Below are 16,744 nucleotides of genomic sequence, written 5' to 3'. Positions count from 1 at the left end.
GAAAATCAAAGATTATAGAGGGAGGCTTTGATATGAATAAAAAGCTTTTTACCAACAGATTCATAAGCTTTAATATGTCGCTTTTATTAGTATTGACAGCGGTATTTTCTTCAATACCACTTCACAGTGTACATGCTGCTGATAATGCAAGCGTTGTAGCAAATATCGTAGGGGAATTTCAAGATCAACTGGGTGATTCTAACTGGAATATTGATAGTAACATTACCATAATGCAGTATATGGGAAATGGACTGTATGAATTTACTACGCCAACTCAACTAAAAGCTGGTAGCTATCAGTATAAAGTTGCATTAAACCATTCATGGGATGGTGGAGGTGTCCCATCTCAAGGAAATCTAACGCTGAACTTAGCAAATGATTCATATGTTACATTTTGGTTTGACTATAATACACAATCTGTAACTGATTCTACTAAATATACTCCAATAGCTAATGACAAATTGCCCAGATTAGTTGGAACAATTCAATCAGCTATTGGAGCAGGTAATGATTGGGATCCTGGAACATCGACAGCAATAATGACAGATGATAATTTTGACAACGTTTATTCATACACTGCGCATGTCCCAAAGGGTGACTATCAATACAAGGTGACATTAGGAAATACATGGGATGAAAATTATGGTGCAAATGGTGTGAAAGATGGTTCAAATATACAAATAAATGTCACAAACGATGCCGATATAACGTTTTATTATGATGCAAATACTCATAATATTTGGACCAATTATAGTCCCATCCTCACTGGTTTAGATAACAACATATATTATGATGACCTAAAGCATGATACACATGATTCGTTTTTTAGGAATCCTTTTGGCGCTATAAAAGTAGGGCAAACTGTCACATTAAGAATTCAAGCAAAAAATCATGATCTCGAGTCTGCCAGAATATCGTATTGGGACGATATAAATAAGATTAGGACAGAATTACCTATGACAAGAATAGGTGAAAGTCCTGATGGTAATTATGAATATTGGGAAATAAAGTTGAGTTTTGATCATCCAACGAGAATTTGGTATTACTTTATATTAAAAGATGGAACTAAAACAGCTTATTATGGCGACAATGATGATCAACTTGGTGGTGTTGGAAAAGCAACAGATACTGTAAATAAGGATTTTGAATTAACTGTATATGATAAAAATTTTGATACGCCTGATTGGATGAAAGGCGCTGTCATGTATCAAATTTTCCCTGACAGGTTTTATAATGGCGATACATCTAATGATCATGCAAAGACATTAAGCCGTGGCAATGATCCAATAGAGTTCCATAATAATTGGAATGATCTGCCGGATAACCCTAATAATGCTGGAACTCCAGGTTATACTGGCGATGGTATTTGGTCAAACGACTTTTTTGGTGGTGATTTAAAAGGAATCGATGATAAACTTGATTATCTGAAAGGACTTGGAGTATCTGTAATTTACTTAAATCCAATATTTGAATCACCTTCAAATCATAAGTATGATACTGCTGATTATACAAAGATTGATGAAATGTTTGGTACTACACAAGATTTTGAAAAGTTAATGAGTGATGCACATGCTAAAGGTATAAAAATAATTCTTGATGGTGTATTCAATCACACCAGTGATGATAGTATATATTTTAATAGATACGGCAAATATCCGGGATTAGGTGCATATCAAGCTTGGAAAGAAGGAAATCAGTCTTTATCGCCGTATGGTGATTGGTATACTATAAATTCCGACGGTACTTACGAGTGCTGGTGGGGTTATGACAGTTTGCCTGTTATAAAATCATTAAATGGTAGTGAATATAACGTTACAAGTTGGGCCAACTTTATAATAAACAATGAAAATGCCATTTCCAAGTATTGGCTAAATTCAGATGGGAATTTAAATGATGGTGCTGATGGTTGGCGTTTGGATGTGGAAAATGAAGTTGCACATGATTTCTGGACACATTTTAGGAATGCTATTAATACCGTAAAATTTGAAGCGCCAATGATAGCAGAAAATTGGGGAGATGCGTCCCTTGATTTACTTGGCGATTCTTTTAATTCAGTTATGAATTATCAGTTTAGAAATGACATCATAGATTTTTTGATTGGGCAATCTTTCGATGATGGAAATGGTCAACACAATCCTATAGATGCAGCAAAACTTGACCAAAGGCTGATGAGCATATATGAAAGATATCCGTTGCCTGCTTTTTATTCAACGATGAATTTGCTTGGTTCTCATGATACAATGAGAATATTAACAGTGTTTGGATATAACTCTGCAGATCCTAACGAAAACTCAGACGCTGCTAAACAACTGGCAGAACAAAAGCTAAAATTAGCAACAATTTTGCAGATGGGATATCCTGGTATGGCGGATATTTACTATGGCGATGAAGCAGGAGTTTCTGGCGGTAAAGATCCAGATGATAGAAGAACATTCCCGTGGGGAAATGAAGATACGACATTACAAGATTTCTTTAAAAATATATCAAGCATAAGAAATAACAATCAAGTATTAAAAACTGGTGATTTGGAGACTTTATATGCACAAAATGATGTTTATGCCATTGGTAGGAGAATTATAAATGGTAAAGATGCTTTTGGCACTTCATACCCTGATAGCGCTGCAATTGTTGCAATAAATAGAAGCAAGTCAGATAAACAAATAGCTATTGATACTACAAAGTTTTTAAGAGATGGAGTTACTTTTAAAGATTTAATTAACAACAATGTATCGTATTCAATAAGTAATGGACAGATAGTTATAGATGTACCTGCTATGAGCGGTGTAATGCTTATATCAGATGATGGGCAAGATTTAACTGCTCCACAAGCTCCTTCAAATGTTGTTGTTACTTCCGGCAATGGTAAAGTTGATTTATCGTGGTCGCAATCTGATGGTGCAACAGGATACAATATATATCGTTCGTCAGTAGAAGGTGGTTTATATGAAAAAATAGCATCAAATGTAACTGAAACAACGTTTGAAGATGCCAATGTTACAAATGGATTAAAATATGTATATGCAATATCAGCAATTGATGAATTAGGCAATGAAAGCGGAATTAGTAATGATGCAGTAGCATATCCAGCGTATCCTATAGGGTGGGTAGGAAATCTTACACAAGTATCTGATAATCATATAATAGGTGTTGATAAACCAACAGAAGATATTTATGCGGAAGTTTGGGCAGATGGACTTACAAATAGCACTGGTCAAGGTCCAAATATGATAGCGCAATTAGGATATAAATATGTTGGCGGTACTATTTATGATTCAGTATATGGAAGTGTATATAACAGCGTATATGGCGTAGATGATAGTGGCTTTACCTGGGTAAATGCTCAATATGTTGGAGACATAGGAAATAATGATCAGTACAAAGCAAGTTTTACACCTGATAAAATAGGTCAATGGGAATATTTGATGAGATTTTCCGACAATCAAGGGCAAGACTGGATTACCACAAGCACATTATCATTTTATGTTGTTCCTTCTGACGATTTAATAAAGCCAACTGCACCTTATTTGAATCAGCCAGGTACAGAATCATCGAGAGTCTCGCTTACATGGAATCCATCTACCGACAATGTCGGTATATACGATTATGAAATTTATAGGTCCGATGGTGGAACATTTAATAAAATAGCTACTGTATCAAATGAAGTTTATAATTATATTGATACGAGCGTAATTAATGGTGTAACTTACAATTATAAAGTTGTTGCTGTTGATCTATCATTTAATAGGACAGAATCTAATGTGGTTACAATAAAACCAGATGTAGTACCTATAAAAGTTATTTTTAATGTAACTGTACCTGATTATACACCAGATGCTGTTAATTTGGCAGGAACATTTCCTAATGCTACTTGGGATCCATCAGCACAACAGATGACAAAAATAGATAATAATACTTATAGCATTACACTTACGCTTGAAGAAGGAACACAAATAGAATACAAATATGCCAGAGGTAGTTGGGATAAGGTTGAAAAAGACGAATACGGAAATGAGCTTGCATCAAACAGAAAAGTAACGATTGTAAATCAAGGCAACAATGAAATGACGATAAATGATACGGTTTATAGGTGGAGGGATATTCCAATATTTATATATTCTCCAAGTAGCAATATGACAGTTGATTCTAATATAAGTACAATGGAAATCAAAGGTAACACGTATAAAGGTGCTAAAGTCATAATAAACGGTGATGGTTTTGTCCAAGATGAAAATGGTGTATTTACTAAAGATGTTTCTTTAAATTATGGGATAAATACGATTAAGATACATGTTGAACCAAATGATGGTAGTGTTTATGGTAACGATCAAGGCAGAATAACTGAACTTACAAAGGATATTGAGATTGATGTAATTAGACAAGAGAATAATAGTGGAAGCGGCATAGGAAATAATAATACAGGCACAAGTGGAAGCAATTCAAGCAGCGCAGGGAGCGGTAACACTGAAAGTACAGGTACAAGCACAACAAGTACTACAAGCGGCAATAGCAGCAATACGAACAATACAATTGGAACAGTCAATAAAAATGGCAACATTATCACATTGACGCTTGATGCGGGAAAAGCTAAAGACCTTATAGTAAATTCAAAAGACAAGAAAATCGTATTTGACATAACAACAATAGGTGAAGGACAACAAAAAGTCGTGCAGATTTCTAAGGACATTTTAGACTCAAGTGCTGCCAACGACAAAGACATCGTCATAAAATCAGACAATGCATCGATAGCACTTACGAAAGATGCACTTAACCAAGACCAGATACAAAACGGTGTCAATGTATCAATAAAAGACAATGGAAAGCCTAATGTGACAAATTATGTGCCGCTTTCTAATGTAGTAGACATAACAATAAACGGTAGCAGTGGGAATGTAGCATTGGCAAAACCAGTAGAGGTAACATTAAATATATCAAAAGCTAACGATCCAAGAAAAGTAGCAGTTTACTACTACAACCCAACGACAAATCAATGGGAGTACGTAGGTGGTAAAGTAGACGCATCATCTGGAACAATAACATTCAATGCGACGCACTTCTCACAATATGCAGCATTTGAGTACGACAAGACATTTAATGACATAAAAGACAATTGGGCGAAAGATGTAATAGAAGTATTAGCATCAAGGCACATAGTAGAAGGGATGACAGATACACAGTATGAACCAAACAAGACAGTGACGAGAGCAGAATTCACAGCAATGATACTGAGGCTTCTAAACATAAAAGAAGAAGCATACAGCGGAGAATTTAGCGATGTAAAAAGTGGAGACTGGTATGCAAACGCAATAGAAGCAGCATACAAAGCAGGGATAATCGAAGGTGACGGAAAGAACGCAAGGCCCAATGACAGCATAACAAGAGAAGAAATGACAGCAATAGCCATGAGGGCATACGAGATGCTGACACAGTACAAAGAAGATAATATAGGTGCGACAACATTTAGCGATGACAAATCCATAAGCGATTGGGCAAGAAATGTAGTGGCAAATGCAGCGAAATTAGGAATAGTAAATGGTGAGCCAAATAACGTATTTGTACCTAAAGGAAATGCCACGAGAGCAGAAGCAGCAGCTATCATATACGGCTCATTAGAAAAAAGCGGAAACATATAAAATTGTATAAATTAGTTATGATGAGAAAGATATGATTTTAATTGTTTACTTTTATATCTTTCTCAAAATATAATTTAAGATAACCTTTTTAAATTTTTTTGATTTAATAAATAAGTCTATTGACTTTTGTAATCAAAGGATATAAAATATAATTAAGCAAAGCGCAACCGGTTGCAAATATTCTATGAAATACTATGATAAGGAGGGATGTCTGTTAACTTTAAATTAAATTACATGAAAACGCTTATATATGTAGATAAAAAGAAAAAATAAAAGATTGATAAGATTCATTAAACATTTTTTATCAATATGGAACTGCATAAATTTTATAATTAAAAATCACATAAGTCAATGGAAAAAATTGGCTTATTGAAGAGGAGGATTTTGATTATGAGGAAAACCTCAAAAGTAATTGCGCTGCTTTTAGTGCTTTTAATGGCATTTTCAGTGCTTATAACAGGATGCGGAAATAGTACAAAATCTGATCAAAGCAAAACTTCAGAAAATAGTTCAACTCAAAATAAGACTGAGACTACAAGCCAACCTGTAACATTAGACATTTTCCAATTTAAAGTTGAAATAAAAGATGCTCTTCAAAATGCTATAAATACTTACATGAAAGAAAATCCTAATGTTAAGATCAATTTAGAAACTGTAGGCGGAGGACAAGATTACGGTGCTGCATTAAAAGCTAAATTCAATTCAGGTTCAGAGCCAGCAATATACAATGTAGGTGGACCACAGGATGTTGCTACATGGAAGCCAAAATTGGCTGATCTGTCAGATACAAAAGCTGCAAAAGCCGCTCTTCCTGGTACTCTTACTGGTGTGACGCAGGACGGTAAAATTTATGGTTTACCATTTGATTTAGAGGGATATGGATTAATCTACAACAAACAGATATTCAGCAAAGCAGGTATTGATCCATCCAGCATTAAAACTTTTGATGCATTGGTGAATGCTGTAAAGACTTTGGATTCAAAGAAGAAAGAGTTAGGCATCGAAGCTGTTTTCGCATTCCCGGCAAAAGAAACTTGGGTTACTGGACTCCATCTATCTAATGCATTCTTGTCACCAGAATTTGATGGAGATGTCATGAAAGCATTTAATTCTAAGACAGTAGACTTCAAATATGGTGATGCAATGAAGCAGATGATTGATCTTCAGAATAAGTATTCAGTACAACCTACAGCAAGTCTTGACTACAGCACGCAAGTTGAAAAGCTTTTTGGAACTGGAAAAGTTGCGATGATTCAGCAAGGTAACTGGGTATATCCTACATTAGAGTCACTTGATAAGAACTTTGCACAAAATGATATTGGCATGTTGCCATACCCTGTTCCAGGATATAAAGAAGACTCATATCCCGAAGGTGTCCCAATGTATTGGGCAGTTAACAGCGACAAACCAGCGGATGTTCAAAAAGCTGCTAAAGATTTCTTAGATTGGTTGTATACATCAGATGAAGGAAAACAGATAGTTACTCAGCAGTTTAAGTTTGTCCCAGCATATACTGGGTACAATTCAAATAGCATATCTGATCCGCTTGGAATGCAGCTTTTTGTGGCAGCAAGTCAAGGCAAGACATATGGATGGGTATTCATGGGGTATCCAAACAATTGGGGTCAAAATGTCCTTGGTGCTGATATACAGCTTTATGTGAATGGTTCATTAAGTTGGGATAAAGTGATTTCACATGCTAAACAGGCTTGGGCAGATGCGAGAAAATAATTAAAAATTGTAGTGGGAGAGTATAATTGTATTCTCCCACTTTGCAAATATGAACAAGAAGGAAGGTAATACAATGGCAAAAAAAGCGAAATTTTTTAAAAACGGGATTTGGTATTGGCTTTTTATAGCACCAACACTATTGTCACTTATTATTGTCGTATTAATACCATTTATTATAGGAATATATTATTCATTTACAGATTGGAATGGAATAAATCAACCTGTATTTATTGGATTAAAAAATTTCATGACACTTAGAGACGATGCTGAGTTTTGGAATTCAATAATTTTTACAGCTAAATTTGCAGTCGCGTGTATCGTGATCATAAATGTGGTAGGCTTGAGTCTTGCCATGCTTGTAACAAGAAAAATATTTGCCAGAAATTTCATGCGTACAGCATTTTACTTGCCTAATCTAATAGGTGGACTCATATTAGGATTTATATGGAATTTCATTTTTGTGGATGTGTTTCAAACAATTTCAGACGCTACACATATTGGATGGCTTGGAGGCTGGTTATCCACAACTAATACTGGCTTTTGGGGGCTTGTGATTGTGACATCATGGCAAATGATAGGCTATGTTATGGTGATTTATATAGCATATATTGAAAGCATTCCTACTGATTTAATAGAAGCTTCAAAGATTGATGGCGCAAATTCATGGCAACAATTTAGGAATGTCGTATTTCCGCTTATAGCGCCAGCGTTTACAGTGAGTTTGTTTATTACGCTTTCAAATTCATTTAAACTATTTGATCAAAACTTATCATTAACTGCTGGAGCGCCTGGCAATACCACACAAATGATAACACTTAATATATACCAAACGGCTTTTTCAGCTCAGGAAATGGCTGTAGGACAGGCAAAAGCGGTAATAATGTTCTTAATAATTGCTGTTATTTCTGTCATTCAAGTTTACTTGACACAGAAAAGAGAGGTTGAGATGTGATGAGAAAAGTTCATGTTCAAAAATATTTATTGACATTTTTAGGAATTGTGCTTTCGCTTTTATGGATATCTCCTTTTTATATAATACTTGTCAACTCTTTCAAGACAAAATTAGAGCTGTTTACAAATACATTGTCACTTCCAAAAAGTTTGATGCTGGATAATTATAAAACGGCAGCCGCAAATTTAAATTTAAGTGAAGCATTTTCAAATACATTAATAATAACGGTTTTTAGCATATTGATTATTGCAATATTTTCATCTATGACGGCATATGCACTTCAAAGAGTAAAAAGAAAAAGCAGTGTAATTATATATATGATTTTTACAGTGGCTATGTTGATCCCGTTTCAATCAGTTATGATTCCATTAGTAGCGGAATTTGGCAAATTTCATTTTCTTACAAGGTCAGGGCTTGTGTTTATGTATTTGGGATTTGGATCAAGCTTAGGAGTGTTTTTATACTATGGTGCATTAAAAGGAATACCGACATCTTTAGATGAAGCAGCATTAATAGATGGTTGCAGTAGATTTAGAATTTACTGGAATATTATATTGCCTTTATTAAATCCTACTACGATTACTTTGGCTGTATTGGATATCATGTGGATATGGAATGACTACTTATTGCCATCTTTAGTCATAAACAAAGTTGGTTATAGGACTCTCCCATTAATGATTTTTTACTTCTTTAGTCAATACACAAAGCAATGGAATCTCGGTATGGCAGGGCTAACTATAGCAATTTTACCCGTTGTAATTTTCTACTTCTTGGCGCAGAGAAAATTGGTTACAGCCATAATAGCTGGTGCTGTTAAACAGTAAGATGAATATTTGTATTTAAAACAAGTTAATTTAAAATTATAGACGATATGCAATCGATATAAAAGTATTTTGACATTAATATCGATTGCTTTTATATAACAGAAAGGAGTGATTGAAAACCAATAAATTATTAAACAACTCGCTAATCAAAAAAATAATTAAAAGGAGGGTCTTACATGAAAAAAACGTTTAAATTGATATTGGTGCTGATGCTTTCACTTACACTTGTTTTTGGATTGACAGCACCAATACAGGCAGCTTCTGATACAGCAGTAAGTAATGTTGTCAATTACTCGACGGATGTAATTTATCAGATTGTCACTGATAGATTTGTTGATGGAAATACCAGCAACAATCCAACTGGTGATTTGTATGATCCAACACATACAAGTTTGAAAAAGTACTTTGGTGGAGACTGGCAGGGTATTATTAACAAGATAAATGATGGCTATCTAACAGGAATGGGTGTAACAGCAATTTGGATATCTCAGCCTGTAGAAAATATTTATGCAGTCTTACCTGATTCAACTTTTGGTGGAAGTACATCGTACCATGGTTATTGGGCTCGTGATTTTAAGAGAACAAATCCATACTTTGGAAGCTTTACTGATTTTCAAAATTTGATTAATACAGCTCATGCACATAACATAAAAGTAATTATCGATTTTGCACCAAATCATACTTCACCTGCATCTGAAACCGATCCGACTTATGCTGAAAATGGAAGGCTATACGACAATGGAACATTGCTTGGCGGGTATACAAATGATACAAACGGGTATTTTCATCATTATGGAGGAACAGATTTTTCATCTTATGAAGATGGCATTTATCGTAACTTATTTGATTTAGCAGATTTAAATCAACAGAATAGTACAATCGATTCATACTTAAAATCAGCAATTAAGGTGTGGCTCGATATGGGAATAGACGGTATACGTCTAGATGCTGTAAAACATATGCCGTTCGGATGGCAGAAGAATTTTATGGATAGCATATTGAGCTATAGGCCTGTATTTACATTTGGAGAGTGGTTTCTTGGAACGAATGAAATTGATGCAAATAACACATACTTTGCGAATGAAAGCGGTATGAGTCTTTTGGACTTTAGGTTTTCTCAAAAAGTGAGGCAGGTATTTAGGGATAATACGGATACTATGTATGGACTTGATTCAATGATTCAATCAACTGCATCTGATTATAATTTTATAAATGATATGGTTACTTTTATTGATAATCATGATATGGATAGATTCTATAATGGTGGTTCTACTCGTCCAGTTGAACAAGCATTAGCATTTACTTTGACTTCGAGGGGAGTACCTGCTATATATTATGGAACAGAACAGTATATGACAGGCAATGGAGACCCTTATAATAGAGCTATGATGACCTCATTTAATACATCAACTACAGCATATAATGTAATTAAAAAACTTGCTCCTTTGCGCAAATCTAATCCTGCAATTGCTTATGGTACTACTCAGCAACGTTGGATAAACAATGATGTTTATATATATGAAAGAAAATTTGGGAATAATGTTGCTCTTGTTGCTATAAATAGAAATCTTTCAACAAGTTATAATATAACAGGACTGTATACAGCGCTTCCTGCTGGTACTTATACTGATGTTCTTGGTGGACTTTTAAATGGTAATAGTATTTCTGTCGCGAGTGATGGTTCTGTAACACCATTTACACTTAGTGCCGGTGAAGTTGCAGTATGGCAGTATGTAAGTTCAAGTAATTCTCCGTTGATAGGACATGTTGGGCCAACAATGACAAAAGCAGGGCAAACTATAACAATAGATGGAAGAGGTTTTGGTACGACATCAGGACAAGTTTTGTTTGGTTCGACGGCTGGTACTATTGTCTCTTGGGATGATACAGAGGTAAAAGTAAAAGTTCCTTCGGTGACACCTGGTAAATATAATATATCATTAAAAACTTCAAGTGGTGCTACAAGCAATACTTATAATAATATTAACATTCTTACAGGCAATCAGATATGTGTTAGATTTGTTGTAAATAATGCAAGTACAGTGTATGGAGAGAATGTTTATCTTACTGGTAATGTAGCTGAATTGGGAAACTGGGATACGTCAAAAGCAATAGGACCAATGTTTAATCAGGTAGTATATCAGTATCCTACATGGTATTATGATGTAAGTGTTCCAGCGGGTACAACAATACAATTTAAGTTTATAAAGAAAAATGGCAATACGATAACATGGGAAGGTGGTAGTAACCATACTTATACAGTTCCATCATCTGGTACAGGTACTGTAATTGTAAACTGGCAACAATAGATTAAAATAATAAGGGTCAAGAGATCTAATCGTTATGATTTCTTGACCCTTAATTTACTTTTAATTTATTTACTTATCTTAAAATTGTTAACAGCAGCCATTAATGTATTAGCAATAGTATTTAAATCTCTTGCATATTTTGATATTTCATCTATTGCTTTTTTCTGAGTTTCAGCAGATGAAGAAATCTCCTCAGTAGATGCTGCTGTTTCTTCAGTTACAGATGCTATATTTTCAATAGATGTTATCATATTAGTTTTACTTTGCGATATCCTTTCCATAGAATCGTTTAATTTTTTTAGTTCACTGACAATACAATTTACAGCTGACTGAATATCATGGAAAGTATGTATGGTTTTGTCCAATGCTTTATTTTGTTCTTCTATTGATGAGGTAGCATCTTCAACAATTTTATATGTTGTATCTATGTTAGCTTGTATCTCTCTTATTATCTGTTCTATGGTATTAGCTGCTTTTGATGACTGACTTGCGAGTTTTCTGACTTCATCGGCAACAACAGCAAATCCTTTTCCGCTTTCACCGGCTCTTGCTGCTTCTATAGCAGCATTTAGTGATAGAAGATTAGTTTGATCTGCAATTGAAGTAATTGTTTCTACTATATTGCCAATCTCTATTGATTTTTTCTTAAGGTATGAAGTCGATTCTTTTACTTTATTCTGCATTAAATCAGTTAATTTAGATTTTTCACTTAAATCTTTTATATTTTCAATCCCTTGATTAGTAGCGCAAATTACATTATTTGTTTCATTATTTATGTTTTCCGAATTCTTAATTGCAATGTCTACATGTTTACTTAATTCATCCGTAAGTGACGCACTGTTTTCAGCATCTTTAGCTTGTTCTTGAGCTCCTTTTGCAATTTCTTTCATTGCAATAGCGACTTCATTTGTTATTATTTCGGCTTTTTGTGATGAAGAAGTCAATTTTTCGGAATACAAATTAACATTGTTTGCGGCATTAAATACTTCCATTATGAGATTTTTAATGCCATCAATCATTTCATTAAAACCATTTGCAAGTAATCCAATTTCATCTTTTGCTTTTATATTTATTTTTTGAGCTATGTTTCCTTTTGAAGCTTCATTCATGATTTGCATTATTTTCTTTATATTGGATGTAATGCCTTTTGAGAAGAAATATGCTATTAGAAGCCCTATCAGGAGGCATATTAAGCTAAACAAAATTATATTGTATTTTATTTGTGCCACACTATCATTAAGTTCTGAAGAATTCATATCAACAACTGCTTTCCAACCGAAGTTGCTGAGATTTTTTATAGTTGCAAATTTTACTATTCCGTTATCAGTATATTGAAAGGTGGTATCATTTGAAGAAATCATCTTTTTGCCATAATCTCTTTTGGTTATATATGTAAAAAGGCTATTTTTATCTTTACTTGCTAATATGATACCATCATTTGATAGAATATATACATTTCCAGTTTTACCTATCGCAATTGATGAAATCATATTGGAAAGGGAATCAAGGTTAATGTCAAAGGCTAAAACACCTATTACATCAGATGAAGCAGATGTTAATGAACTTTTAATAGCTTTTGAGACAGTGAAAACTGCACCGTTTGTGCCATTGTTGCTGTAGGGCCCTGTCCACATTATTGAGTCAGGATTTTCTATTGCATCTTTGTACCATTTTTGTGCGGTTGGGTCATAATTTGAATCAAGAGGCAAATCTGGTGATTGAATCATTTTTTTGTCAGGTGTTGCAAAATAAATTATTGATATTTTACTATTCTTTGCATTTAAAATATTTGTAAATAGATCTTGAAGATTTTGCTTATCTGTTGTGAAATCTGCTTTGCCGTAATTTAATAATTGACTGTTGTCAGATAGAATGGTAAGCTGAGTTTCTACATCATTTTTAAAAAGATTTACGTAATTATTTATAAGCTCAAGAGTATCCTTGTTAGAAACGTCGATACGAGCTTTTAGAATTTGAGTAGATTTGTTTGCAGACATATAACCTGTAAATGTAAGTGGCAAAATTATAATTAAAGCGATAAAAACCATTAACTTAGTAAAAATGCTTTTGTTATTTATTACAAGTTTTTGAAAATTTGGTTTAACTAAAGTTGATTTTTGCTTACGAGTGGTTTGAGGTGTTAACAACTTTTTCTTCATAATTACTCCTCCCTCCAAATTAAATAAGCAAAGAACACAAACGATTGCATAATAATATTATAGCATTAATATATAAAATTGCAAATGAAATATATAGAATAGTTTGAACTTAATATCATTTTGATCGAGCATAATAAGATTTAATTAAAATCGTAATTGTAAAAATTTAACTGTATTTTTATAATTGTATATTTAAAATATATTGTTTGAAAATTGCGTAAAAATTAAGATAGAAGTTTTGATGTGGCTGATGAAAATTAATCTAAAATTTTAAAAAGACAGTTATAAAATTTGCTCTTGATATGCCTATTGGAACTGTTATGCGCTTTAGTTGGACCTATAATTCATACGGGACGTTGTAGAAGATAGACTGACAGAAACCAACTTTTAATATAAATGGATTATTGTTGTTACATTAATTGATATGTTAATTTATTAATTGGAAATGTTGAGCAACCTTTATAAAACAAAAACAATATTTTTATAAAAAGCATATTGACAATTTTTGAATCTGGATATACAATTATATTAAAGGCGGCGCAAGCGATTGCAAATTTTATTTGCAGTTAAGCGCTTTTAAAAATAGCGCTAAAGAAAGCGATTGCTGTAATTTAATAGTAATCACTAAGGGGATGATACTAGTAAAAGATTATGATTATGAAGTTTGTCTGCAGCATTTTTAGTTAATATACATCAATTTGTTATTATGTTGGAGAAAAATAAAATGCATTATTGTTTTATTCGGTTGTAAAACTGATATGGAGAAAATCGATGCAGGGCGATGCTATATATACAATAACTATATATGTAAACATTGTAGCAAAAGCTTAGATTGAGGTTTGAAATAAAATTTTGGGATATACCCAAAAAAATCATAAAAATTTTATTTTGTGAGGAGGATTTACATGAAAAAGTACACAAAAATTTTTGCAATACTTACTGCCATGGTATTGCTATTATCAGTTGCTTTAACAGGCTGTGGAAGCAGCAAGACAAATGAATCAAAGTCTTCAGATAATAGTTCTAATAACACTTCTCAGACACAGCAAAAAAAGGAACCAGTTGAATTGACGGTATGGTCACATTTGACAGATCCTGAAATAGCCAAGGTGCAAGAAATCGCTAACAAATGGGCTCAAGAGACAGGCAATAAAGTAAAAGTATTGGCTGATCAAAGCGACTTCCAGGCGTTTTCTACGGCAGCTCAGAGCGGTAAAGGGCCGGATATTATGTTTGGATTGCCGCATGATAATCTTGGAACATTCCAAAAGGCTGGGCTTTTAGCAGAAGTACCTGATGGAGTTATTAATAAATCTGATTATGTCCCGATGAGCATAGATGCAGTTTCATATGATGGGAAGATGTATGCAATACCATTATCAATGGAGACATACGGACTTTTCTACAATACAAGCAAAGTTCAAACTCCTCCAGCTACACTTGATGACTTGATTAAGGTTGGGCAGCAAGTTGGATTCCAATATGATATAAATAATTTCTACTACAGCTTTGCATTTATGGCTGCTTATGGTGGTTATGTATTTAAAAATAATGGAGGCGCTCTCGATCCAAATGACATAGGCTTAAATAATGATGGCGCAAAAAAAGGTTTGTCTTTGATAAGAGATTTTGTAAAAACTTATAAGTTTATGACTGCTGATATTAAGGGTGATATAGCTAAAGGCAATTTCCAAAATGGAAAGATAGGCCTTTATATAAGTGGTCCATGGGATGTTGATGGATTTAAGAAAGCAAATGTTCCTTTTAAAGTGGCTCCACTGCCTACAGTTGATGGGAAGCCGATGCCTTCATTTGCTGGTGTACAGGCAGCTTTTGTAAGCGCTAATTCTAAACATCAACAAGAAGCATGGGATTTATTAAAATATCTTGCTCAAAATACGGCATTGCCTCTTTTTGAAACAGGCAATAGAATTCCGGTTCTCAATTCTGTGTTAAACAATGATGAAGTTAAAAACAACGATATTTTGAATGCATTTGCTGAGCAAGCTAAGAATGCTATTCCTATGCCAAACATTCCTGCCATGACAGCAGTTTGGACACCGGCTGGTAATGCACTGCAGCTTGTAACATCAGGTAAAGCAACTCCTGATAAGGCAGCAGATGATATGGTCAATCAGATAAAGCAGGGTATTGCTACTCAGCAATAAATAAAGGGGCTAAGTGCCCCTTTCCAATTATTTTAGAGGAGGACATTTTATGAAGACAGGAACAAAAATCAGAGACAAATTGACACCATATGCGTTTTTGTCACCTGCAATATTATCAATGACGGTGTTAAGTTTCTTACCTATTGCATATACCATATATATTGCGTTTACCAATTTTAGCCTGAATCACTTTAAACAATATCAATTTGTAGGATTTAAAAACTTTATCGATATTATCAATGGTCCGTTAAGAACGGTTTTTTTGCCAGTGCTTTTATGGACGGTTGTTTTTGCAGCGATAGCAACATTGGCTAATTATGTTATAGGTTTATTTTTGGCGGTTTTACTCAATAACAAAAATATGTGGGAAACGAATATTTATAGAGCCATACTCATAATTCCATGGGCATTGCCATCAACAATTGCAATATTAGCTTGGCAGGGTCTATACAATCAAGATTATGGTGGAATAAATACTTTGCTAAGTTACTTGCATATTTCAAAAATACCTTGGCTTACGGATCCATTCTGGGCAAGAGTGGGAATAATAATTGCCAGTGCGTGGATGGGATATCCTTTTATGATGAATGCATCTTTAGGGGGATTACAAGCTATACCACCAGAGTTATATGAAGTAGCAGATTTGGATGGTGCTACTTGGTTTCAAAAGTTAAGGCTTATAACACTTCCTATGCTTATGTCATCAGCGCTGCCACTTATTATATCATCATTTGCTTTTAATTTTAATAATTTTGGTTCTGTGTTTTTGATAACTGGTGGAGGCCCTCCAAGAACAGATACAGCTTTTGCTGGTACTACAGATTTACTCGTAAGTGCAGCTTATAAAATGACAATGCAATTTAATAGATACGATTTGGCGTCAGCATTGTCAATAATTATATTTTTGATAATTGGAACATTAAGCTATGTGAATATGAGAATGACGCATGCATTTGAGGAGGTGGACTAAA

Annotated in this window: 8 protein-coding genes; 7 read left to right on the top strand and 1 reads right to left on the bottom strand. The window is 33.9% G+C overall.

Going from position 1 to position 16,744, the window contains the following annotated elements:
* Positions 1 to 32 precede the first annotated feature (32 nt).
* The 5 genes from GSH73_RS09615 to GSH73_RS09595 all read left to right on the top strand — a co-directional run bounded on the left by GSH73_RS09615 (position 33) and on the right by GSH73_RS09595 (position 11,446).
* A complete protein-coding gene (locus GSH73_RS09615) occupies positions 33 to 5,630 on the top strand; it encodes an alpha amylase N-terminal ig-like domain-containing protein (RefSeq protein ID WP_014758225.1) in 5,598 nt (1,865 codons plus the stop codon).
* Between the two features lie 390 nt (positions 5,631 to 6,020).
* A complete protein-coding gene (locus tag GSH73_RS09610; protein ID WP_014758226.1) occupies positions 6,021 to 7,361 on the top strand; it encodes an ABC transporter substrate-binding protein in 1,341 nt (446 codons plus the stop codon).
* A 73-nt stretch (positions 7,362 to 7,434) separates the two neighbouring features.
* Positions 7,435 to 8,313, top strand: a complete 879-nt coding sequence (locus tag GSH73_RS09605) for a carbohydrate ABC transporter permease (RefSeq protein WP_014758227.1) — start codon at positions 7,435 to 7,437, stop codon at positions 8,311 to 8,313.
* Complete coding sequence (locus GSH73_RS09600) at positions 8,313 to 9,137, top strand: carbohydrate ABC transporter permease (protein WP_014758228.1); 825 nt, start codon at positions 8,313 to 8,315, stop codon at positions 9,135 to 9,137. Before GSH73_RS09605 ends, GSH73_RS09600 begins: the two co-directional genes overlap by 1 nt.
* Before the next feature lie 176 nt (positions 9,138 to 9,313).
* Positions 9,314 to 11,446 carry an alpha-amylase family glycosyl hydrolase gene (locus GSH73_RS09595; protein WP_014758229.1) on the top strand — a complete coding sequence of 711 codons (2,133 nt, stop codon included), beginning with the start codon at positions 9,314 to 9,316 and terminating at the stop codon, positions 11,444 to 11,446.
* Between the two features lie 65 nt (positions 11,447 to 11,511).
* Here GSH73_RS09595 and GSH73_RS09590 read toward each other — a convergent pair whose 3' ends face one another.
* Positions 11,512 to 13,605 carry a methyl-accepting chemotaxis protein gene (locus GSH73_RS09590; RefSeq protein ID WP_014758230.1) on the bottom strand — a complete coding sequence of 698 codons (2,094 nt, stop codon included), beginning with the start codon at positions 13,603 to 13,605 and terminating at the stop codon, positions 11,512 to 11,514.
* Between the two features lie 905 nt (positions 13,606 to 14,510).
* On the opposite strand from GSH73_RS09590, the gene GSH73_RS09585 reads away from it, so the two are divergent.
* Together GSH73_RS09585 and GSH73_RS09580 are read left to right on the top strand one after the other, a co-directional pair.
* Positions 14,511 to 15,773, top strand: coding sequence for a sugar ABC transporter substrate-binding protein (locus GSH73_RS09585; protein ID WP_014758231.1), 1,263 nt, complete (start codon positions 14,511 to 14,513; stop codon positions 15,771 to 15,773).
* Positions 15,774 to 15,822: 49 nt separating this feature from the next.
* Positions 15,823 to 16,743 carry a carbohydrate ABC transporter permease gene (locus GSH73_RS09580; protein WP_013787422.1) on the top strand — a complete coding sequence of 307 codons (921 nt, stop codon included), beginning with the start codon at positions 15,823 to 15,825 and terminating at the stop codon, positions 16,741 to 16,743.
* Position 16,744: the final 1 nt, after the last annotated feature.

It is taken from the genome of Thermoanaerobacterium aotearoense (assembly GCF_009905255.1).
Lineage (GTDB): Bacteria > Bacillota > Thermoanaerobacteria > Thermoanaerobacterales > Thermoanaerobacteraceae > Thermoanaerobacterium > Thermoanaerobacterium aotearoense.
Note: the sequence above shows the minus strand (reverse complement) of the source record. Positions and strands in the feature narration are given on the sequence as shown.